Origin of the sequence: Lyngbya sp. CCAP 1446/10, assembly GCF_026130175.1 — a bacterium.
Taxonomy (GTDB): domain Bacteria; phylum Cyanobacteriota; class Cyanobacteriia; order Cyanobacteriales; family Microcoleaceae; genus Microcoleus.
In genome coordinates, this window is the sequence record NZ_JAIGNI010000006.1 from 19,568 (window position 1) to 40,530 (window position 20,963).

Consider the following 20,963-nt stretch of genomic DNA (forward strand, 5'->3'; position numbering starts at 1 on the left):
TTAGTGAGATATCCTGAGACCAATGTGCGAGAAAGTGCGATCGGGCGGTGGGAGATGTGGAGAAAGGGCGATCGGACATTTAACCAGTGAAGATTTCCGAATCGCCCGACACCAAATTCCCAAAATATAATTAATTTTATTTTAAGTATTGTTACCGCAGCGTGGTATGATTCTTCATGAGTTTGCAAAGCACTCGCCTGCTACCTGCATTAGTTTCTAAGCTTCGTGAACACGCAAAACACACCCACCGAACCCACACCAGCCAACGAGGATATTCCTCAAGCTGGCACTGTCGAGACAGTCTCGACAGCATCGTCCGAGACAAGCAATCCCATGCAAGATTTTTATCGCCTCCAACAAGAGTTGTTGGCATATACCCTTGCTTTTACGGCGATTATTTTTATCTCCGTTTGGATTTTTTACTCACTCAACATTGCCCTCAACTATTTGCTAGGGGCAAGCACAGGTGTGGTTTACTTAAAGATGTTGGCTAGAGATGTTGAACGAATCGGCAGCGAAAATCAACGCATCAGCAAGACCAGGTTAGGTCTGTTTTTCGCGGTGATGATAGTAGGAACACAGTGGAATCAGCTACAGATTTTACCGATATTTTTGGGATTTCTGACTTACAAAGCTGCGCTGATGGTTTACGTGATCCGAAGTGCATTAGCACTAGACTACAGGTAGATCAGGGAAGAAGAGCACAACTCAACTCATCGATTTGTATGGGGAAGCCCGTTGAATGGCAATGCTTGACGTTCTAAACACCTTTAATCGTTTCCCCCTCGCCAAATTGGAAGTTGGCCAGCAATTGTACTGGCAACTTGGCGGTCTCAAAGTTCACGGGCAAGTTTTTATAACCTCGTGGTTTGTAATTGCTGTTTTAGTCATAGTTTCCCTTTTAGGAACCAGCAAAATCCAAAGAATTCCCAGCGGAATGCAAAATTTTATGGAGTATGCGCTGGAATATATTCGGGACTTGGCTAAAAACCAAATTGGTGAAAAAGAATATCGCCCTTGGGTACCGTTTATTGGTACATTATTTCTGTTCATCTTTGTGTCAAACTGGTCTGGCGCTCTAATTCCTTGGAAGCTGATTAAGCTGCCATCAGGCGAATTGGGAGCTCCTACCGCTGACATCAACACGACTGTAGCATTTGCACTGCTGACTTCTCTCGCATATTTTTATGCAGGTCTCAGCAAAAGTGGCTTGGGGTATTTTGCCCACTATGTGGAACCGGTGCCTTTCATGCTGCCGTTCAAAATCATAGAAGATTTCACTAAGCCTCTGTCTCTGAGTTTCCGTTTGTTTGGCAACATTCTTGCTGACGAATTGGTGGTCGGAGTGCTAGTGTTGCTAGTGCCTTTATTTGTTCCTTTGCCAGTGATGGTTCTGGGACTATTTACGAGTGCAATTCAAGCTTTGATTTTTGCTACCTTGGCCGCAGCCTACATTGGTGAAGCTCTAGAAGGCGGTCACGGCGAAGAACATCACGATTAACTAACGACAAATGGCACAGGATGAAAGAGGAAAATAAAATTTTCTCTCCTCAAAATTACTGCCGTGACATCGGACAATTCTGTAGACTTTCTGTTCTCAATTTTGTACTTTAGATAAGGAAAATCATCATGGATTCAACAGTTGCCGCCGCTTCCGTAATCGCCGCCGCTTTGGCAGTAGGTTTAGCCGCAATCGGCCCTGGTATTGGTCAAGGAAATGCAGCAGGTCAAGCTGTAGAAGGTATTGCTCGTCAGCCTGAAGCAGAAGGCAAAATCCGCGGCACCTTGCTGTTGAGTTTGGCGTTTATGGAAGCGTTGACAATTTATGGTTTGGTCGTAGCCCTAGTGCTATTGTTTGCCAACCCCTTCGCATAATAATTTGAAATTTTAGATTTGAGGTTTTGGAGGGTTATTCTAATCCAAAATCTCAAGTCTAAATTCGATTAAGCGAATTAGATGGAAGCCGTCAAAAAATCATGATGCACTGGACAGTATTACTAGCAGTTGAAGAAGCGGCAAAGGAAGGGGGACTGTTTGATTTAGATGCTACGCTGCCTCTGATGGCGGTGCAGTTTTTAATTCTCGTCGCAGTCTTGAATGTAATTTTTTACAAGCCGCTCAGCAAGTCAATTGACGATCGCGCTGATTACATTCGGAACACCCAAATCGCAGCCAAAGAACGCTTGGCAAAGGCTCAGCAACTAGCGCAGGAGTATGAGCATAAACTGGGAGAAACTCGCAAGCAGTCTCAATCAGTAATTGCTGCGGCTCAAGCTGAGGCTCAAAAAATTGGGTCAGCAAAAGTCGCTGAGGCTCAACAAGAAGCTCAAGTGGCGCGAGAAAAAGCAGGACAAGAAATCGAGCAGCAAAAGCAAGAAGCTATGCGCTCGCTAGAGCAACAAGTAGATGCTCTGGGCCACCAAATTCTCGAAAAGCTATTAGGGCCGTCGCTGGTCAAATAGCGAGACCGAAAAGTTTGAGATTGTGGATGCAATCTTAAATTTAACGTCGGTTCACCAAATCTGCACGCGCAATTATGGAAGAGTATCATGGGGACTGTTTTATTGCTAGCCACAGAAGCTAGCGGCGAAGGTGGTTTCGGTTTCAATTTTGATATTTTAGAAACCAACCTGATTAACCTGGTCATTATTATTGCAGTGCTGTTTTATTTCGGGCGCGGCTTTTTAGGTAAAATCCTAACTGAGAGGCGATCGGGCATCGAAGAGGCGATTAGAGAAGCAGAAAAACGCCAAAAAGATGCAGCAGCAGCTCTATCAGAGCAACAGCAAAAATTGACTGAAGCACAAGCAGAAGCGGCACGAATTCGTGCCACGGCTGAAGAAACCGCAAAGAAGGCAAAAGAAGCAATTCTAACTCAAGCGGCGCAGGAAGTTGAACGCATGAAAGCAACAGCAGGTCAAGAGTTGGAAGCGGAGCGCGAAAGAGCGATCGCCCAACTGAGATCTGCTGTCGTATCAATGGCAATGGCAAAGGTGGAAAGCCAGTTAAAAGCTAGCTTGGACGAAAACGCCCAAAACCACTTAATCGATCGCAGCATTGCGTTACTGGGAGGCTAAAAAGTGAGTATCGTTAGCACAGCAGTCTTACAGCCTTACTCATCTGCCTTGATGTCACTGGCTCAGTCCAGCAATCTCTCAGAGAAGTTCGGCGAAGACATTCGTTCTTTGCTTAGCCTACTAGAAAGTTCCGAAGATTTGCGTCAATTTTTAGCTAATCCGCTGATCAAACCGGATGCTAAAAAAGCCGTGATTAAGCAAATAGCGGGTGAAGAAATGAACCCCTTGATGCACAACTTTTTGAAGCTGTTAGTAGACAAAGGAAGAATTCTTTTTTTAGAAGGAATTGGTCAACAATACTTGGCAAAGCTCCGAGAACTCAACCAAACAGTATTGGCTGAAGTTACATCGGCAGTCCCGCTTTCAGATGCTCAACAGCAGACTGTTCGCGAGAAGGTGCAGGCGATGGTCAGCGCTCGAAGCGTAGAAATTGAAACCAAAATTGACGCAGATTTAATCGGCGGTGTGGTAATCAAAGTAGGCTCTCAAGTAATTGATGCCAGCCTGCGGGGACAATTGCGCCGTCTGGGACTTCGCTTGAATTCTTAATTGAAGGAAGAAGAAAGAAGGAAGAAGGAAGAGGGAAGAGGGAAGAGGGAAGAGGGAAGAGGGAATTAATTTGTGTTTGAGATTAGTTAGTTCCCCATCCTGGCGATCGAATCCCAATTCTTGACTTGCGGAAAACATCGACCGACAACTGACAACTGACAACTGACAACTGACACATAATAATTAACATGGCAGCAATCAGACCTGACGAAATTAGCAGCATTATTCGCCAGCAAATTGAACAGTACGACCAAGATGTAAAAGTCTCTAACGTCGGTACTGTTTTGCAAGTAGGCGACGGCATTGCGCGGATTTATGGCTTGGATAAAGCTATGTCCGGCGAATTGCTAGAATTTGCCGATGGCACCGTGGGCATCGCACTGAACCTCGAACAAGATAACGTGGGTGCAGTGTTGATGGGCCAAGGCCTCGGCATTGAAGAAGGTTCCGCAGTTACTGCTACTGGCAGAATTGCTGAAGTTCCCGTTGGTGAAGCAATGTTGGGACGGGTAGTTGATGCTTTGGCGCGTCCCATTGACGGCAAAGGCGAAATTAAAACTACTGAGACTCGCTTGATTGAATCTCCGGCACCTGGTATCGTTTCTCGCCGTTCTGTTTACGAACCGATGCAAACAGGGATTACCGCTATTGATGCGATGATTCCAGTGGGAAGAGGACAGCGGGAATTGATTATTGGCGATCGCCAAACAGGCAAAACTGCGATCGCGATCGACACAATCATCAACCAAAAATCGGAAAACGTAATTTGCGTTTACGTGGCGATCGGTCAAAAAGCTTCTACAGTAGCTAACATCGTCAACGTCTTGCAAGAAAACGGCGCGATGGACTACACAATCGTCGTAGCAGCCAACGCTAGCGACCCCGCCACCCTGCAATACTTAGCACCTTACACCGGTGCTAGCTTAGCCGAGTATTTCATGTACAAAGGCCGGCACACTTTGGTCATTTACGATGACCTTTCCAAGCAAGCACAGGCTTACCGCCAAATGTCCTTGTTGCTACGCCGTCCTCCGGGTCGTGAAGCATATCCTGGAGACGTTTTCTATCTGCACTCTCGCTTGCTAGAACGCGCTGCTAAATTGAGCGACGATTTGGGCGAAGGCAGCATGACAGCTTTGCCAATTATCGAAACCCAAGCTGGTGACGTTTCTGCTTACATTCCTACCAACGTAATTTCGATTACCGACGGTCAAATCTTCCTTTCTTCTGACTTGTTTAACTCTGGTTTGCGTCCAGCAGTAAACCCCGGTATTTCGGTATCGCGGGTAGGTTCTGCGGCTCAAACTAAGGCAATGAAAAAAGTAGCCGGTAAGGTGAAATTGGAATTGGCGCAGTTTGAAGAACTGGCAGCATTTTCTCAGTTTGCTTCTGACTTGGATAAAGCTACTCAGAATCAATTGGCGCGGGGTCAACGCTTGCGGGAACTGTTGAAACAGGACCAAAGTTCGCCTCTGCCGATGAACGAACAAGTGGCTATCATCTATGCCGGTATTAACGGCTACATGGATGATATCGCTGTGGAAAAAGTCACCAAGTTTACTGTTGGTTTGCGCGATTATTTGCGGACTAGCAAGCCGAAGTACGGCGAAATCGTTCAAGGCGGAAAGGCCTTGACTGATGAAGCTGAGAAGCTGCTGAAAGAAGGCATTGCGGAATACAAGCAAAGTTTCTTGGTTTCTGCGTAATTAGTCATTAGTCATCAGTCATTAGTCATCAGTCATCAGTCATTAGTTATTGGTTAAGTAACTAAGGATTGATGATTGATGACTGGAAGCTAAAGTAAAGACGTTAAAAAATTACCAACTTAAAACTGATGGCTGGGAACTAAGAACTCAGAAATAAAAGCTAAGGAAAAAGGAGAAATTTATGGCAAATCTGAAAACTATTCGCGATCGCATTAAGTCGGTCAAGAACACTAAAAAGATTACAGAAGCGATGCGTTTGGTGGCTGCTGCTAAGGTGCGCCGCGCTCAAGAACAGGTGACGGCTACTCGGCCTTTTGCCGATCGCCTCGCAGAGGTATTATACGGTTTGGCAGAACGCTTGCAGTTTGAAAACCTGGATTTGCCGCTGCTGAAAAAACGCGAAGTCAGAACAGTGGGACTTTTGGTTGTTTCGGGCGATCGGGGTTTGTGCGGCGGCTACAACAACAACATCATCAGATACGCCGAAAATCGCGCCAAGGAAATCAAAGCTGAAGGCTTAGAGTACAAATTCGTGTTAGTAGGCCGCAAAGCTACTCAGTATTTCCAGCGCCGCGAACAGCCGATTAAAGAGACTTACATGAACTTGGAACAAATTCCGACAGCACCGGAAGCAGCGCTAATTGCTGATGAATTGCTGTCTTTGTTCCTGTCAGGAACTGTAGATAGAGTTGAGCTAGTTTACACTAAGTTTGTGTCGCTAATTAGTTCGCGTCCAGTAATTCAAACCTTGCTGCCCCTCGACCCTCAAGGTTTGGAAACTCCCGATGATGAAATCTTCCGCCTGACATCGCAAGGCGGACAGTTTCAAGTATCGCGGGAGAAGGTTACTTCACCTATGAAGAGTTTGCCACGGGACATGATTTTCGAGCAAGATCCGGCGCAAATTCTGGAGGCTCTTTTGCCTTTGTATTTGAACAACCAATTGCTGCGGGCATTGCAAGAATCTGCTGCTAGCGAGTTGGCTGCACGGATGACGGCGATGAATAATGCTAGTGAGAATGCTAGTGATTTGATCCGTAGTTTGACGCTGACTTATAACAAGGCGCGGCAAGCGGCAATTACCCAGGAAATTCTGGAAGTTTCCGGCGGCGCTGAGGCTTTGAACGGTTAGGTTATAGTTGACAATTTGTTGATTTTATGCTGTGCGTCTGGGGAAACTCAGGCGCTATTTTTTGTGTTTTGAGTAGTCGTAGGGTGCGTGGCTGTGGCAATTCCGGGTATTGACAAATATCTTATCGCGACGCACCCTACCGCGATAATCTAGCGGAAGTCGCGATCGCTAAATAAAAAGTTAGAATAATGTATGAAGGCTTTACAGAAGTGTAACTATTAAAGCGATCGCCCTGATTGCCAATAACGACATTACCCACTAATCTGAGCATTAGTTTTAGCAATGCCACACACTCAATGCAATCAAACTCTAGTGGTAGTTCTGGAATTCCCCAGCAACTATCACCCGAAATGGAACAAAAAAAAATCCTCTATGGAGAGCGTCGCCCTGCCAACTCCGATAGGATAGTAGGAGCGCACTCACCCAAAATCAAAACCAGTCCAGATTTTATATTTGCTTCTCTTACCAATAATCCAGATGGTACAACAACAGCTTTCGAGCTAATCAAACGATTTCCTGATGGCACTTTTTCCCGGAAAAAGCGGAGGTCTACTTTTGCGCCTGACAGTTGGAGTGATGAAAAAATAATCGATGCAACTAAGCAAGTTGCTAGCACCATTGCTGTTAATACGAATACTCAGGGTGCTACGTTGCACAGGCAAACAGTCGATGGAGTAGAGTGGGAAGTAATCAAGGACTCGATCGGAAATGTGATATCTTCTTACCCTACTGGTGGCATACCAACAACTAATTTTTAACAAGGAGTTACTCAGATGAGTTTCGCACAGCTAGATGAATATTTAAATCAGGAATTCTCGCCTGATAATTGGTCAGATCATGCTGTTATATATGCTCTTGAACAAGTGCAAAAACTGACACCTGCTGATTGGGAAGAACTCAAATCTTGTTGGTACAATCGCCCCCAAGAATGGCAATTGCGCTGCGCCGAAATTATTTCCGATGCTGACTCCCAACAAGCAATTCCGTTGTTGCTAGAAATGCTTGAGACACCGGATGATGAGCTTACCCTCACCGCAGCAGATTCTTTAAGGTCGATCGATGCAGCCAAAGAAAATTTAGATCTGAGTCTTGATGTTTTAAAACGCTTGCAAATTCTTTCTCAAAATAGTCCGATCGCTCAAATTATTGTTAATGAATTGCTTAAAAAATTGCCAGTGAGATTGTGAATGCAAACAGTAATTGCTACTTCATGCCGATCGCCTATTTGATTATGACTCAATCTCCCCCGACAGTATCGATCGATCGCATCCTCGAACAAAATCGTAAATCCGTACTGGCTTGGGTGAAAAATACATTATCGGCTCAAACCACCGTACCACAAGACTTTAACTGGCTGTTGTTAGCCGATGTTTCGTCTGCGAAGGCTCGAAAAGGTGAAAATAATGCGGGTTTATTCGATCGCACTTGGGCAGAAGTAGCAACCGCAATTTACGATCGACTAGCAGAAGCGGCGGAACAGAAAAAACCGGGTAGTGGGGAATCGGTGAGGATTTCTTCAATGATGTTGCGGGCTGGGGCGATCGCAAAATACGGAATAGTTCCCAACGATTCAGTTCTGGACGTGAACTTAATCCTACAATGGTTTTGGGATAATATCAAAGATTCGCGGGAAGATGTGGAACAAAAGGCTGGAAATTGGCAAACGCTTCCTATTGAAGAAATACGAGAGTTAAGACAGCTTAAAAATCGGTTGAAAGTTATCGCAGCACTCGCGAGTAGTGATAAATATGTTTTGGATGAAGAACTCAAAGCTTGGCTTTTGTTACGAGATAAACTGCCGTAACGAGGTGAGTCTGTTTAATCTAACAGAAATCCTGGTTTGATTAGACATCGCGGCCCGGTGTACCGTGTAACAGCCGAGGATACCAAGATCAAGCAACAGAAATAGTACGACCATCGGATAAATCGACTGTTAGCGCGTTGTCTGTATGATTAACGATCGGGATTTTCTACACGGTGCAGCGTTCTTAAGGTTAATTAACTATGGATGCAGGATTACCATCACCCATGCTTTTGCAATACACCAGTCAATATACTTAGTGGAAAGTGATAGCAGTAAGTCGGCTATTCTGTTCAAGGTTTCTAAGAAAGCCACTTCTGCATGGTCTTTCACCTTGAGCGCTCAGGAAAAATCTGCTCTAGCTACTGTGTATGATAAGTATCCTGACTTTTCGACATTTATAGCGCTAGTCTGTCACAAAGATGGTATCTGCTGCATAGCTGAAGAGCAATTTTGGAGTATAGTGGATCAAAGTGCAGATATTAGCGATCAACACATATCCGTGTCTAGGCGACCTCAAGGAAGTTATCATGTAAGTGGTCCAGGCAGGCAGCAGATGAATCAGACTGTACCTCAGAATGATTGGCCTCGCGTAGTTTTGTAAAATAAATAAAAAAACCGCTATGAGTAAGATTCCGATTGAAAATGATGGCTCTTGTATCAAGAAGTTTATTGACAGGATTAAGAGCAAACTTGGAAACACAGAAGCAGAGCAGTTAAAGCAAGCTGCTGTTGAAATTGTTCAAAATTGCGTTGATGTTTACTCAACAACATTTGGATCTGGTGATGTTGGTGCTACAGGAACAGGTATTGTTAGCAATCATCATAAAGGCAAAATACCTAATGGTACTACTGGACTAATCTATGGCAAAGTCCAAAGCGGCAAAACTAATACTACGATTGCTACGCTGGCACTTGCCGAGGCTAATAAATTCCGTTGTTTCATTGTATTAACATCTGATAATACATGGCTAGGTAAACAAACAGCAGAGCGTTTCACGAATCAGATCAAAGGTGGCCCTGTTGTCCGTAATTGGGAACAATGGAAAACTGATCCCCTAGACTTCGGTAATCAACTCCACCACTATATTAATGATACTGGTGTTGTCTTAGTATCCACAAAAAATGTGCGTCATCTTGAGAACTTGCTTAAGGTTCTAAAGTCTGCTAAAGCCAGTAGCGTACCCACTCTAATTTTTGATGATGAGGCTGACAATGCTAGTCTAAATACCAACGAAGCCAAGAAAGCTAAGAAGGAAAACAATACGGTTCCTGATAGTAAGATATTTGAATTAATAGCAAAAATTAGGAAACAAGTTGCTAATCACATATATTTACAAATTACAGCTACCCCTCAAAGCTTGTTGTTGCAAAATCTCGATCACCCCTGTAAGCCAGCCTTTTGTGTACTTTCTAAAATAGGCAATACTTATATAGGAGGAGACATTTTTTTCAAAAAAAATAGCAAACACTGCTGTATAATAAAAGCCGAAGAACTGGATAAGTTAAAAAAACAGGGAGGAAAAATCAACCCTGGAGATAATTGGGATATGCCACCAGGGCTGAAATTAGCTTTGTGCTGTTTTTTTGTGGGTTCGATATACAAAATGAACTCAGCAACAGATATAGATGCTAAGTATTCTTTTCTAGCTCATATTGACCACAAGCGTATTACTCACAGCACGTTGGAAAATGTTATTGGCAGCTTTGTTGTAGAGCTTGACAAGGCTCTGCGATCTAAATCATCTGTAACAAAGCGAGAGGATGCGCTCAAATGGCTAAGTCAAGCTCATGCAGAGTTAAGCAAAACAGCTTCTAACTTACCACCTCTCAATGAGCTTGTTGTGGAGCTAGAGTATGAGTTACGAAATACTATACCAAAAGTTATTGATGCCACCAATCCAGATAAGGAACCGAAATACAGCCCAGGTATAAACATTCTAATTGGAGGAAACCGCTTGGGGCGTGGTGTAACTATTGAAGGATTGATGATTACTTATTACGGGCGTGATGCCAAACAAAAGACGATGGACACGGTTCATCAGCACGCACGAATGTTTGGTTATCGCCAGGAATTGCTAGATGTTACTCGCCTCTTTTTACCGGAACACATTTTAGAGGATTTCCGTGCTATCCATGAGTCAGATGAAGGTATGCGTCAAGTAATTGATGAGGACACTGGCAAAATTAAGCTTACGCCAGTGTGGGTTGGTCGAAAACTTAAACCAACCCGTGCGAATGTCCTTAATCCAGCAGCCATTGGTGTATTTACCCCAGGATCTTCTATTTACCCCCGCGATCCATTGTGGACAGCTTCTGAAGTTAAAAAACACACAGAAGCACTTGATAAACTTCTGTCTACATTTAAGGTAGATGATGAATACCATGAAGTAGAAATAGACTATTTAATCGAGATTATTTCAGAAATGCCAAGCCGTTTCTGTTCTGGGTATCCCTGGGAAGATGAGCGAGTCAAACAGGCACTTCAAGCAATGAAAGTAGAAGGTATCCATAAGGGTATTCTCAACGTTCGTCGAGGGAAAAATGGTAATGGACTGGACTTGAGCAACCAAACTAATCGACCTTGGGTTTCTAATTTTGCACAAAGTCAGTGGGTAAGTAAGCCCAGACAAAAATACACTGATGTCCCTGTACTCGTTGTTATGTATGAAAAAGGTGAAAAACAAAAGAGTTGGGATGATCAACCTCTCTATTTGCCAACACTGATTCTGCCTAAGAACAAATTTGTCTTTATGTTCAATTACTCAGAGGAATCAGAAGAAGTAGAAGAGCAAAAAGAAGATGAACTAGAATGGGATGATTCAGAGGAAATAGACGAAAATTAATTGATGCAACAAGCATCATATGATTCACCAGAAGCCGTCAGATAGGAGATAGACTCATGTTCGACTATAAAATTATGGCAATGTGCAAAAGCCATCTATGAGCAACTATTCTTCAGGCAACATTCCCAGTGGAGTTGATGTCAATAATCTATCTCAAATCAACTCTCAGCAACGGACACACATTCTCGATAGTGACGCAACTGGGGGAGGTCACGGCCCTGGTAGAGGAATTTCTGGTAAAAGTGAATTTCCCGCAGCCTGGAGCGATGAGCAGACAATTAATTACATTTTGGAAGTGATTCAAGACCCTAATTCTCAGTGGGTTCAGCGAACAGGTAAACCAGGCATTAAATATACCATTTCTGGTCAGCCTGTAAGATGGCAGATTGAAGGAACTAGAGATAGTGTTAATATTAAGGTAATAGTAGAACCAGATGGTCGGGGCATAATCACAGCATTTCCAACTAACCTACCCAAAAACCCATAAAAAAAATTCAGGAGCAAAATAAATGTTTGACTATAAAGTTGTAGAAAGTAAACTCAAGGAAGTCGTCAACATACTTAAACCAAAACTTTCAGAGGTTCAAATAAAATTTATCACTTCAGATATTCATGCAGGCGAGTGGAATTTGGCGTTAGAGACTTTGTGCGATATTCTCATTGAGGAAGAAATACCCATAGATTCAAGGGGTTATGAACTTTTGCAAGAAGCGGGCAATACCTTGAGCATGGAAAAGGAAACGTGGGAGATGCTAAAGGTGCAAGTAACTCCTTGAGATAGATAATGGGAATTCGGCAATAGTGCGATGTCCTTCAGTCAATGCTCATTCAATTTCTTGAGTTGATAAAAGTTCGATCGCGTCTGGAGTAATTCAGACGCTTTGTTTGAATGTAAATATGTCCGTTACTCTTTCACCACCTCAACCAAATCTTCCACCATCACATCAAACGTCCGCGCCAACTTGAGCAAGCACGTAAAATCAACCATTGCCATCCCCGGAGAACGCGAATAGGTTGTCAGAGTGCTGTAGATCACTCCCGATCGCTCTGAAACCTCTTTTAGCGTCCAACCCTTCTCCGCCGCAAACTCTTTTACCCGCAATCTAATTAAACCCATTGACAGAAAACTAGATTTAGTTTTTAATAGTTTTATCGTAAAAAGCGATCGGCTATTCCTGCACAATTTCCACCAAATCTTCAATCATCACATCAAAGGTGCGAGCCAATTTGTGTATGGAAATGAAGTCAATAGTTGACACCCCCGGACAGCGGGCGTAGTGTCTGACGGTGCTGTAGATGACTCCCGATCGCTCTGAAACCTCTTTTAGCGTCCAGCCTTTCTCAGCAGCGAATTCTCTGACTTTTAATCTAACTAAACCCATACTTGACAACTGATGGTGTACCATCATAAGATGGTTTTATCTTAAAAAGCGATCGTCCTTACGCCTGGAAAACTAAAGGGCGATCGCCTGTTCAAATCAAATTCTTGCTTTCAAGAAGGTCAACTACCGCTTTCCGAGAGTTCAAACACCCGTCAACGACAGGTCAACTACTCATCTCAAACGACAGGTCAACTACTCATCTCAAACAATTACAGACTATGTTAGCAAACTTTTCGCGAAAATCAACCCCCGTTCATCCCTTGAGCCGATTTGCGACTAAAGAGTCGATCGCGCGTCTCCTCAAAATCAAGGTAGAACAAATATATCGCATCGAGCGGTGGCGGCACATCCTTTACGTACACGCCCAAGGCATGAGTCGCTTTGTCAGCTACGCCGACTTACCGCCAATTTTGGGAGTGGAATCGCCCAAAGGTTTAGATTTTGGTTACTGGAAGCGGCGGATGGCCAGCAAAAAAGAGAGAAATGCACCGGATTTTTGGGTGGATTTCTATGCACAGAAATTTCATCAAGCCGTTTCGGTTGCTGAATTGTTCGACTGGGGGCGATTGGTGGGAGTAATTAAGTTTATGTTGCCGAAAATAGCAGTTGAATCGCTGCGGAATGTTTATGCACAGGAAAAATACCTGCTGGAACATTTCTAATTTGTAGCACAACATTTCAGAAAGGGCGATCGCTAAAATATAATTGGACTACCTAAAATATCGCTAGAAAACAAGCCGAGGAAAAAAACAATGACAACGGAACGCTGGACAGACGAAATGATGGATGATTTGGCTGCCACTGTAGATCGAACGACTCTGAATATCGAACAAACTAATCGCAATGTCGATATGCTGGTAGGCGCTGTCAATGCTCTTTTAGAAAGAGACAGTCAACGGGATGAAGAAATCCGGCGGCGGAATGAGGATTTTCAACAGTACAAATTAGAAAACGACCAGAGATTTAATACTTTGCTCGAAGAAGTCAGATTTTTAATCAGAAAACTGGGAGATAATCAATGAGAGATACTTTGTAGGGTTCGCACAGCACACCTTACCGATCATCCCAACAATTCTCACCGCATCAGTCATAATAGAATTAGCGAACTATCCAAAATTGAGGAAAAATCTATGGTGGCCACAACCAGCGAATTACCTAAAATTGATGAAACACCTGCGATCGCACCCATTGTACGAGATAATCTTACCATAGAAAATTTCATGGCTAATCCGCCAGACAACATGGAATGGGTGGACAGACAAGTCGTAGAGAAAAATGACATGACACTGAAAACTGGTCGAATTCAATCCAAGCTAAGTCGTTGTTGGGGAAATTACAAAGATTCTAGTGGCCAAGGAGGAGAAGTTTATACCGAAGCACCTTGCCGCACAAACCAACAAATTCGCCGCCCCGATGTAGCTTATCTCACACCCGAATTAGCCGCACAATTCGGCGATGTTCCAACTTTACCGCAGAGTTTCCCTTTACTTGCCGAAATAGTTTCGCCCACAGATATTGCTGAAAATGTATTTCTCAAAGCACAAGAATATTTGGCATCTAGCTGTCAAGAAGTCTGGATAGTTTTGCCTGACAGTCATTTAGTATTTGTGGTCAATTATAATCAAATATTGGGATTTCGAGCCGGCGAAACAGTTAGAACTCAACAAATTCTCGCAGATTTTAGCATTGCCGTTGATGAATTGTTAGCTTAAAATATTAAATTATACCAAATAGGGCTAAATTACTACCTTTACTCTTTTAGTCCGCGAAGGCGGACTTCGTTTGTATAGCCCCGAATTCTATTCGGCGGGCATTATTGATACACACATACTGACTAATCCCATTATCGGAGCGAACCGCCATGTCAGACGACTTTTCCCTAGACGACCTTTTAAACAAAAGTTACGATGCTTTCAAAGACGCTGAAAATCAAGTGGGACAGTGCAATGTTTTAGTCATCGGGAAAACTGGAGTTGGCAAAAGTACCCTGATCAATTCGGTTTTTCGCCAACGCTTAGCAGAAACCGGAGTCGGCCGCCCCATAACTCAAGGAATCCGCCAATATACAAAACCGAATTGTCCGATTACAGTCTACGATACTCCCGGACTAGAACTCAACGCCGAACAAATTAAAGTTATTCAGCTCAACGTTGCTAAACTAATTGAAGACCAAAGACTCCTGCATCCAAAAGAACACATTCACGTAATCTGGTACTGCATCAATCACAGTGCTAATAGAATAGAATCTGTGGAGGAAAGCTGGCTAAAAGAAATGGAAGTCAAAGATGTACCTGTGATTTTAGTGCTGACTCAGACTACCTCTAAAAAGCCTAGCGAGTTTTTCAAGCAACTAGAACACATGAATTTGCCAGTCAGTCAAATCATCCCTGTGATGGCTGAACCGGAAGAAATTGATGAGGATTATACAGTAAAATCTCACGGTTTAGATAAGTTGGTAGATGCAACTTTTCAATTGCTGCCGGAAGTCGCTAAAAAAGCTTTTGTTAAAGAACAAATTGCTAATGTTGCGCTCAAATCTGACATGGCGTTTAAGTATGTAACTGGTTATGTTGCCGGTTCTGCGATTGTTGGTGCGACTCCTGTACCGTTTGCTGATGCGCCGATTTTGATGGCGATGCAAACGGCAATGATTGCTAATATTACTGTGATTTTTGGAATGCCCTTTGATAAGGGGTTTGTTTCGGCGATGCTGTCTGCGATTAGCGGTGCTGGCGGGGTTACTGCTGTTGGTAGAAGTATTGTTACTAATTTGATTAAAATGATTCCGGGTGCTGGTACTATTGTTGGCGGTGCTATTTCTGGCGCAACGGCTGCAACTCTCACCCTTGCCCTCGGTTTGGCTTACATTGAAGTGCTGAAAGCTTATATGAAAGCTCAGATTAATGGGGAACAACTTTCTTTGCAGCAGTTGACAAAGATGTTTGTGGATTTGTACAAGGATTATGCAACTTCGGGGCGTAAAACTTTGAAGGATGACAAACCTAAGCCACCGAATCAAATTAATATTGAGTAGATTGGTTATAGGGCCTAGGGCATAGGGCATTGGTTAGTTTCAATTACCAATTACCAATTACCAATTACCTATTACCAAAGAATGATATAATATCAGTGAATTCTGCAAAAGGGAGTAAATGGCTATGGTAATGACAGCCGTTTTATCAGAAAATGTTTCTCTAGAAGACTTCATCGCTAATCCCCCCGACGATATGGAATGGGTGGACGGGCAAATATCGGAGAAAAATGGTATGACAGTAAAACACAGTCGAATCCAATCTAGACTAGATTTTTCTTGGAGAAGTTACAAGATATCTAGCGGACAAGGTGGCGAAGTTTATACGGAAGTTCCTTGTCGCACTGACAGGCGAGTGCGTCGCCCTGATGTTGCTTATTTGACTGCTGAACTTGTTGCTGAATATGGCGATGTTCCTACTTTTCCTCAAAGTCCGCTGTTAATTGCGGAAATTGTTTCTCCTACTGATGTTGCGGAAGATGTTTTTCTGAAAGCACAAGAGTATTTAGATTCTGGTTGTTTGGAAGTTTGGATTGTTTTTCCAGAAAGTCGCTGGATATTGATTATGACTCAATCTCAAAAGTTAACTTTTAACTGGGATTCTACAATCAGCACTCAGCTAGTATTGCCGGGTTTTAGTGTTGCTGTTGATGAGTTGTTGGGTTGATGGCAAATATTAGTTATACCATTTATAAAAAGTATTGCTACAAAATAATAGTTGGGCGGAGTGAAACAGAGGATTATTTGTACGGGCCCGAAGTGCAAGGTGCGTCGCGGTGAGATTGTCGATATAATTTAGGGATTTTTCATGGCGACGCACCCTACCACTAGGTAATTAGGTTCTGCGTCTAGGACTGAATTTGTGAGAAAATGCTTGACAAAATGCCGTAGGTTGCGGGGCAGGACGCGATCGCCCATTCAGCCAATTAATGAAAATTATTAGCAATAAATAATGTAGTTGTCAACTTGCACAGAATCACCAACAGCGGTAAAATACTGATTGCTTTGTTTGTAAATCTACCCTAGATTCCAATTGGGAATTAAAACCAATAATCGAAATATGTCTCAAACTTACACCGTTGAATTACTTCACCAAGGCAGCACCTATAGCGTAGAAGTGCCGGAAGATCAACCAATTTTGCAAACTGCGATCGCCGCTGGGATTGATTTGCCGAACTCTTGCAATTCGGGGGTTTGTACTACTTGCGCTGCTAAAGTTATTGAGGGTCAAGTTAAGCAAGTTGATTGCATGGGCGTTAGTCCCGAACTTCAGGCCGAAGGTTATGTGTTACTGTGCGTTTCTTTTCCCCGATCGCACTTGAAGATAGAAACCGAAAAAGAAGACATTGTGTACGATCGCCAGTTCGGTAAATCCTAGGACTAAGCTAAAATTTACTTAAGTACCGAAGTACCGATCGCGGTAAAACCACTATGGATCACAAGATGACCACCCATTTCATTTCCGCAGAAGTTGACCTCCGCGACACCGCCGAAGAATTGCACTCAGCCATTGAAACTGAACTGCAAAAGCACGGCGAACCCCTGCGCTGGGCAGTCACAGACGTGGATATCGATCGGCAAAAGGCTGTGGTAGAAGGTTACGTGCTCGTGGAAGCATCCCCCGCAACAGCGTGAAGCCCCGCCCTTTAACAGTGGTTTTGATAGTCCCCACAGGCGTTGGAGCCTCGATTGGGGGCTTTGCAGGCGATGCGCTGCCCGTTGCTAGGGCGATCGCCCAAATTTCCGATACGCTGATTACTCACCCCAACGTCCTCAACGGTGCTCAACTTTATTGGCCAATACCTAACGCCCTCTACGTCGAAGGTTACGCCCTTGACAAATTTGCAGCCGGATGCTGGGGCCTGCAACCGGTACATCAAAATCGCATTGGCTTAATCATGGATTGTGCGATCGAACCGGAGTTACAATTGCGCCACTTGCAAGCCGTTGATGCTGCTAGAGCCACATTAGGTTTGAACATAACTGATTGTATTTTGACCGATCGCCCTTTGCAAGTAGAATTACGTACTTCAGAATCAGGGGCATCCTGGGGGACGATCGGCAATCCCGACAGTTTACTACGCGCCGCCGAAAAATTGATCCGACAAGCAAAAGTCCAGGCGATCGCAGTTGTAGCCAGATTTCCCGAAGATGAAGGCAGCCTCGCCCTCGAAAACTACCGCCACGGCAAAGGAGTTGACCCCCTCGCCGGCGCGGAAGCTGTGATCAGTCACCTGATTGTTAGAACATTTAAAATCCCCTGTGCTCACGCTCCGGCTTTGTTGCCACTACCCCTCGATCCGCACCTGTCCCCGCGATCGGCTGCCGAGGAAATCGGTTATACTTTCTTACCTTGCGTGCTCGCGGGCCTCAGCAAAGCTCCCCAGTTTACAACGCAGAAAGCCCAGGAAGACAGCCAATTATCAATTACTGCCGATCGAGTCGATGCGGTGGTGATACCCGCCACAGCGTGCGGTGGCAGTGCTATTCTGAGTTTAAGCGGGCGATCGACAGTACAAATCATCGCTGTGGGTGACAACAAAACCCAGATGCGGGCTACTCCAGAAAAACTCGGAATCAAAGCTTTGCAGGTAAACTCATATTTAGAGGCGATCGGCGTATTGGTCGCTTTACGAGCCGGCATCAGTCCAGCTTCCTTGGGTGCAGACATCTCCTCCCTGCGGTGTTTGTCTGACTCTACTAAACAAATCTAAAACCTAAAACCTAAAATATAAAATAGATTAAGTGTCAGAAAAAATTCCCGAAAATCCCGAAATTGAACCGTTGACGCGCACTCAAGTTTTAGTAGCAATGGGCGTGACAGCAATTATGTTGCTGGCGGTAGCTAAATTGTGGTTGATATTTGGATCGGTATCGCTTTTGCCCGTCAAATTGATCGTAATGGATTTGCTCACAGGATGTGCGATCGGACTGGCGATTACAGGCGGTAGTGCGATCGTTTATCGCCTTTGGCCAGGTTATCGCCGGAGTGCTGACATTTACTTAGAAGTAGTCCTCAAACCCCTATTTTGGCCCGATTTAATTTGGCTGGGATTGCTGCCGGGACTTAGCGAAGAATTGCTATTTCGAGGTGTAATGCTGTCTGCTTTGGGATTGAATCTTACTGGTTTAGTTTTATCGAGTTTTTCCTTCGGCATTCTGCACTTGGGAGGAATGGATCAGTGGCCTTATGCTGTTTGGGCAACGGCTGTCGGATTGCTGTTGGGTTACAGTGTTTTAGCTACGGGGAATTTGTTGGTGCCAATTACGGCTCATATCTGCACGAATTTGATTTCTAGCTGTGTTTGGAAGTGGGAACACAGTATGGTGAAGCGGTAGATCAAGTGGCGATTGGTTTGATCGTTCGGACTTTAGTCCTTATAATTAGAGGACTAAAGTCCGAACGATCGAACCTTTTTTATTGCGGGTAATTTATGGGACATGACATCAATTGACTTTTGAGCTGCTCAAACCGCCGAATCCGATCTTTGTTAAGGCAGTTGATAACTGCTCGATCGCACAATCAATTCACCTTGGCTGGGGTTGCGGCTGAAAATAAAAGCTCCTTCTTGAGTTTCGCCACTTGACAAAAAATTAACTTGCTGGTCTCCCGATTCTAAGACTTCGCCGTTGACGCGCAGTTCAGCTATAACTTGCACTGATTCGACCGTTTCGCCGCCCGTGTTAGTAACCGTAAACGGCACGTAAAATTGCCCTTGGGTTTCGCGAATTGGCGCGTTGCGAGTCACAGAAATTACTGGAGGTTCCTGTTTTTTAGTCGCCCAGTTATAGAGTACGAGTCCGGTGAGGGAAGACAGGATCGAACAGGCGATCGCAAATGTCACCCATTCAGCAAGAGTTCTTTTTTGTGGCTGTTCCTTCTTACTTTCACTCATACTGCTAACCTACCCGCCGCGCCACCAATTGTCGCCGGCAATCCCAATACTAACGTATAGCCCAACCAAACCGACCACGGATCGTCAAAACTGAGTTTGTGGAAGAAAAATAGCATAAATGCAGAAGCAGCCAGCGATACTAAATACGCCATCACAGTCTCGCTGAGGGGACTCTGAAAAATTCCTTGCTGCTGCTGGCGTTTTGCTTGATAAGTAAAGTCGGCTGCAAATACAATACCGTAGGAAATTAGCAGCGAAACGGCGATAATTGCTAATTGCCAAGGCGGCGAAATAGCGGCGGCTAGCATGGGAATTTCGTCAGTTGGGGCGATGTTGAAAGCAATGATCATCGCGCCGATTAAAGTAGCGCCGATATCTGCTAAAGTGGGATTAATCATCGGTTCGCTGTCGCTGTCTGAGCTTTCATAGCGATCGCCGCTCAAGAAACCGCTTGCCAGGGCCACTCCCAAGGAAAACGGCAAACCTTCAAAGACGATTTTACCCAAAGTTTCTTGCAGCGGAGTCTCCAGCGTAATTTCCCTGAGCAAAAACAGGATAAAAGCCGCGCAGACAATGCCAATCGCGATCGCTTCTACGGTATCGATTGCAGCGTCTGGCCAGCGGATGTTCTTAGTTTTGCGAAAACCTTCGGTGCGAGTCAGCAATAAAACGACGAGAAAAGTAGTTACAATGGCGATCGACATTTGCGCTGGTTTAGTAGAGGAACCGATCCACCAAACCTCCATCGTATAAAGCAGCGGAATCCCGAACAAAAATCCGCCCGATGCACCTCGAATGATGTCGTGTAGTTCATTTGACCACTGATTTTTGCGTCTTTTTGACTTGTTCATGTTTTAGTGAAAACGCGCCTCAAAAAATTGGAAAATCAACTATTTTTAAAACATTATCAAATAGAATACCAGATTTGTTGTATTTTTTCTCTAATTTGCGTCCAGTCGCTAGCGGTTAAAATTCCCAATCGACGATTGACCAAACGCTTTTCTATTGTGTTCACCTTATGCAGCCGAACCACTGACAACCGCAGCAAACCTGCCTGTTAGTATTCTACAATCTCAACATCACAAACAGTCCTACTTATTTGACTTGTCACTCGTGCAACAACAATATCTTCATCTCCTGTATCCAAAAGTACCAGCACTGGACGGAGTTTGGATGTTGTTACATCAGCAAAAGGTAGTGCCAGTAAGAGAACTTCTCCTGATTGATAATTTGGCATATTTCAAATATTGTCATAGATAGCATCTTCCTCGCTGTAGCCCGCCAATAATTGCTCAGCAGCAAGACGATGCCAAGCAGCGTTTTCCTCTGCTGTATCAGTTGGTTCTTTCACTAGAACAATAACTCTGACTTCTTGGTTAGCTGCGAAGTATTTTAAGAGAGTATCGGGAAATTCGATTTTCCCTTCATCTGTGACTTTTGCGGGAAACTCGTAAGGTTTCATAATTTTTAGGTAGATTTTTTTACAACATTATTCAGTTTGTGATTTACTTTCTAATTCCTTGAGTTATAAAAAAACTCCCAC

General features: G+C 44.1%; 29 protein-coding genes. 23 read left to right on the forward strand and 6 right to left on the reverse strand.

Annotated elements, in window-relative coordinates:
- Positions 1-225 precede the first annotated feature (225 nt).
- From K4039_RS04360 to K4039_RS04425, 14 genes are all read left to right on the forward strand, one after another.
- Positions 226-687, forward strand: a complete 462-nt coding sequence (locus K4039_RS04360) for an ATP synthase subunit I (protein ID WP_265233912.1) — start codon at positions 226-228, stop codon at positions 685-687.
- Between the two features lie 55 nt (positions 688-742).
- Entirely contained in the window at positions 743-1,501 is a 759-nt protein-coding gene (gene atpB / locus K4039_RS04365) for a F0F1 ATP synthase subunit A (protein ID WP_265233913.1), read from the forward strand.
- Positions 1,502-1,629: 128 nt separating this feature from the next.
- Positions 1,630-1,875, forward strand: a complete 246-nt coding sequence (atpE, locus tag K4039_RS04370; RefSeq protein WP_242717122.1) for an ATP synthase F0 subunit C — start codon at positions 1,630-1,632, stop codon at positions 1,873-1,875.
- Between the two features lie 101 nt (positions 1,876-1,976).
- On the forward strand, positions 1,977-2,462 hold the full coding sequence (locus K4039_RS04375) for a F0F1 ATP synthase subunit B' (RefSeq protein WP_265233914.1): 486 nt from the start codon (positions 1,977-1,979) through the stop codon (positions 2,460-2,462).
- A gap of 87 nt (positions 2,463-2,549) precedes the next feature.
- On the forward strand, positions 2,550-3,077 hold the full coding sequence (locus K4039_RS04380) for a F0F1 ATP synthase subunit B (protein WP_265233915.1): 528 nt from the start codon (positions 2,550-2,552) through the stop codon (positions 3,075-3,077).
- Positions 3,078-3,080: 3 nt separating this feature from the next.
- Entirely contained in the window at positions 3,081-3,626 is a 546-nt protein-coding gene (atpH, locus tag K4039_RS04385; RefSeq protein ID WP_265233916.1) for an ATP synthase F1 subunit delta, read from the forward strand.
- 188 nt (positions 3,627-3,814) lie between these two features.
- Positions 3,815-5,332, forward strand: a complete 1,518-nt coding sequence (gene atpA / locus K4039_RS04390) for a F0F1 ATP synthase subunit alpha (protein ID WP_265233917.1) — start codon at positions 3,815-3,817, stop codon at positions 5,330-5,332.
- Positions 5,333-5,513: 181 nt separating this feature from the next.
- Positions 5,514-6,464 carry a F0F1 ATP synthase subunit gamma gene (locus tag K4039_RS04395; protein ID WP_265233918.1) on the forward strand — a complete coding sequence of 317 codons (951 nt, stop codon included), beginning with the start codon at positions 5,514-5,516 and terminating at the stop codon, positions 6,462-6,464.
- 296 nt (positions 6,465-6,760) lie between these two features.
- Entirely contained in the window at positions 6,761-7,222 is a 462-nt protein-coding gene (locus K4039_RS04400; protein WP_265233919.1) for an EndoU domain-containing protein, read from the forward strand.
- Positions 7,223-7,237: 15 nt separating this feature from the next.
- The gene (locus K4039_RS04405; RefSeq protein ID WP_265233920.1) at positions 7,238-7,651 is read left to right on the forward strand and encodes a hypothetical protein; all 414 of its coding nucleotides are present in this window, start codon (positions 7,238-7,240) and stop codon (positions 7,649-7,651) included.
- Positions 7,648-8,268, forward strand: coding sequence for a hypothetical protein (locus K4039_RS04410; RefSeq protein WP_265233921.1), 621 nt, complete (start codon positions 7,648-7,650; stop codon positions 8,266-8,268). The genes K4039_RS04405 and K4039_RS04410 overlap by 4 nt, the downstream gene beginning before the upstream one ends.
- 620 nt (positions 8,269-8,888) lie before the next feature.
- Positions 8,889-11,111 carry a Z1 domain-containing protein gene (locus tag K4039_RS04415; protein ID WP_265233922.1) on the forward strand — a complete coding sequence of 741 codons (2,223 nt, stop codon included), beginning with the start codon at positions 8,889-8,891 and terminating at the stop codon, positions 11,109-11,111.
- 97 nt (positions 11,112-11,208) lie between these two features.
- Positions 11,209-11,598, forward strand: coding sequence for an EndoU domain-containing protein (locus K4039_RS04420; RefSeq protein WP_265233923.1), 390 nt, complete (start codon positions 11,209-11,211; stop codon positions 11,596-11,598).
- Between the two features lie 22 nt (positions 11,599-11,620).
- A complete protein-coding gene (locus tag K4039_RS04425; protein ID WP_265233924.1) occupies positions 11,621-11,887 on the forward strand; it encodes a MafI family immunity protein in 267 nt (88 codons plus the stop codon).
- A gap of 128 nt (positions 11,888-12,015) precedes the next feature.
- Here K4039_RS04425 and K4039_RS04430 read toward each other — a convergent pair whose 3' ends face one another.
- Together K4039_RS04430 and K4039_RS04435 are read right to left on the reverse strand one after the other, a co-directional pair.
- On the reverse strand, positions 12,016-12,228 hold the full coding sequence (locus tag K4039_RS04430) for a helix-turn-helix transcriptional regulator (protein ID WP_265233925.1): 213 nt from the start codon (positions 12,226-12,228) through the stop codon (positions 12,016-12,018).
- 52 nt (positions 12,229-12,280) lie between these two features.
- A complete protein-coding gene (locus K4039_RS04435) occupies positions 12,281-12,493 on the reverse strand; it encodes a helix-turn-helix domain-containing protein (protein WP_106149042.1) in 213 nt (70 codons plus the stop codon).
- A 218-nt stretch (positions 12,494-12,711) separates the two neighbouring features.
- On the opposite strand from K4039_RS04435, the gene K4039_RS04440 reads away from it, so the two are divergent.
- The 9 genes from K4039_RS04440 (at position 12,712) to K4039_RS04480 (ending at position 18,863) form a co-directional block, all read left to right on the forward strand.
- Positions 12,712-13,155, forward strand: coding sequence for a hypothetical protein (locus K4039_RS04440; RefSeq protein WP_265233926.1), 444 nt, complete (start codon positions 12,712-12,714; stop codon positions 13,153-13,155).
- A gap of 90 nt (positions 13,156-13,245) precedes the next feature.
- Positions 13,246-13,515 (forward strand): hypothetical protein, encoded by a 270-nt coding sequence (locus K4039_RS04445; RefSeq protein WP_265233927.1) that lies wholly within the window; start codon positions 13,246-13,248, stop codon positions 13,513-13,515.
- A 108-nt stretch (positions 13,516-13,623) separates the two neighbouring features.
- A complete protein-coding gene (locus K4039_RS04450; protein WP_265233928.1) occupies positions 13,624-14,205 on the forward strand; it encodes a Uma2 family endonuclease in 582 nt (193 codons plus the stop codon).
- A 149-nt stretch (positions 14,206-14,354) separates the two neighbouring features.
- The gene (locus K4039_RS04455) at positions 14,355-15,527 is read left to right on the forward strand and encodes a YcjF family protein (RefSeq protein ID WP_265233929.1); all 1,173 of its coding nucleotides are present in this window, start codon (positions 14,355-14,357) and stop codon (positions 15,525-15,527) included.
- Positions 15,528-15,645: 118 nt separating this feature from the next.
- Positions 15,646-16,191: a Uma2 family endonuclease gene (locus K4039_RS04460; protein ID WP_265233931.1), complete on the forward strand. Its 546-nt coding sequence runs from the start codon at positions 15,646-15,648 to the stop codon at positions 16,189-16,191.
- Between the two features lie 393 nt (positions 16,192-16,584).
- Positions 16,585-16,902, forward strand: a complete 318-nt coding sequence (locus tag K4039_RS04465; RefSeq protein ID WP_265233932.1) for a 2Fe-2S iron-sulfur cluster-binding protein — start codon at positions 16,585-16,587, stop codon at positions 16,900-16,902.
- Positions 16,903-16,967: 65 nt separating this feature from the next.
- The gene (locus K4039_RS04470; protein WP_265234023.1) at positions 16,968-17,159 is read left to right on the forward strand and encodes a hypothetical protein; all 192 of its coding nucleotides are present in this window, start codon (positions 16,968-16,970) and stop codon (positions 17,157-17,159) included.
- A complete protein-coding gene (locus K4039_RS04475; protein WP_265233933.1) occupies positions 17,156-18,238 on the forward strand; it encodes a DUF3326 domain-containing protein in 1,083 nt (360 codons plus the stop codon). Before K4039_RS04470 ends, K4039_RS04475 begins: the two co-directional genes overlap by 4 nt.
- Positions 18,239-18,269: 31 nt before the next feature.
- On the forward strand, positions 18,270-18,863 hold the full coding sequence (locus K4039_RS04480; protein WP_265233934.1) for a CPBP family intramembrane glutamic endopeptidase: 594 nt from the start codon (positions 18,270-18,272) through the stop codon (positions 18,861-18,863).
- Between the two features lie 152 nt (positions 18,864-19,015).
- Here K4039_RS04480 and K4039_RS04485 read toward each other — a convergent pair whose 3' ends face one another.
- The 4 genes from K4039_RS04485 to K4039_RS04495 all read right to left on the reverse strand — a co-directional run bounded on the left by K4039_RS04485 (position 19,016) and on the right by K4039_RS04495 (position 20,882).
- Positions 19,016-19,420, reverse strand: coding sequence for a TIGR02588 family protein (locus tag K4039_RS04485; RefSeq protein WP_265233935.1), 405 nt, complete (start codon positions 19,418-19,420; stop codon positions 19,016-19,018).
- Positions 19,417-20,271 (reverse strand): TIGR02587 family membrane protein, encoded by an 855-nt coding sequence (locus tag K4039_RS04490; protein WP_265233936.1) that lies wholly within the window; start codon positions 20,269-20,271, stop codon positions 19,417-19,419. Before K4039_RS04490 ends, K4039_RS04485 begins: the two co-directional genes overlap by 4 nt.
- 56 nt (positions 20,272-20,327) lie before the next feature.
- A complete protein-coding gene (locus K4039_RS29880) occupies positions 20,328-20,453 on the reverse strand; it encodes a hypothetical protein (RefSeq protein ID WP_375339782.1) in 126 nt (41 codons plus the stop codon).
- 207 nt (positions 20,454-20,660) lie between these two features.
- Positions 20,661-20,882: a hypothetical protein gene (locus K4039_RS04495; protein WP_265233937.1), complete on the reverse strand. Its 222-nt coding sequence runs from the start codon at positions 20,880-20,882 to the stop codon at positions 20,661-20,663.
- Positions 20,883-20,963 lie beyond the last annotated feature (81 nt).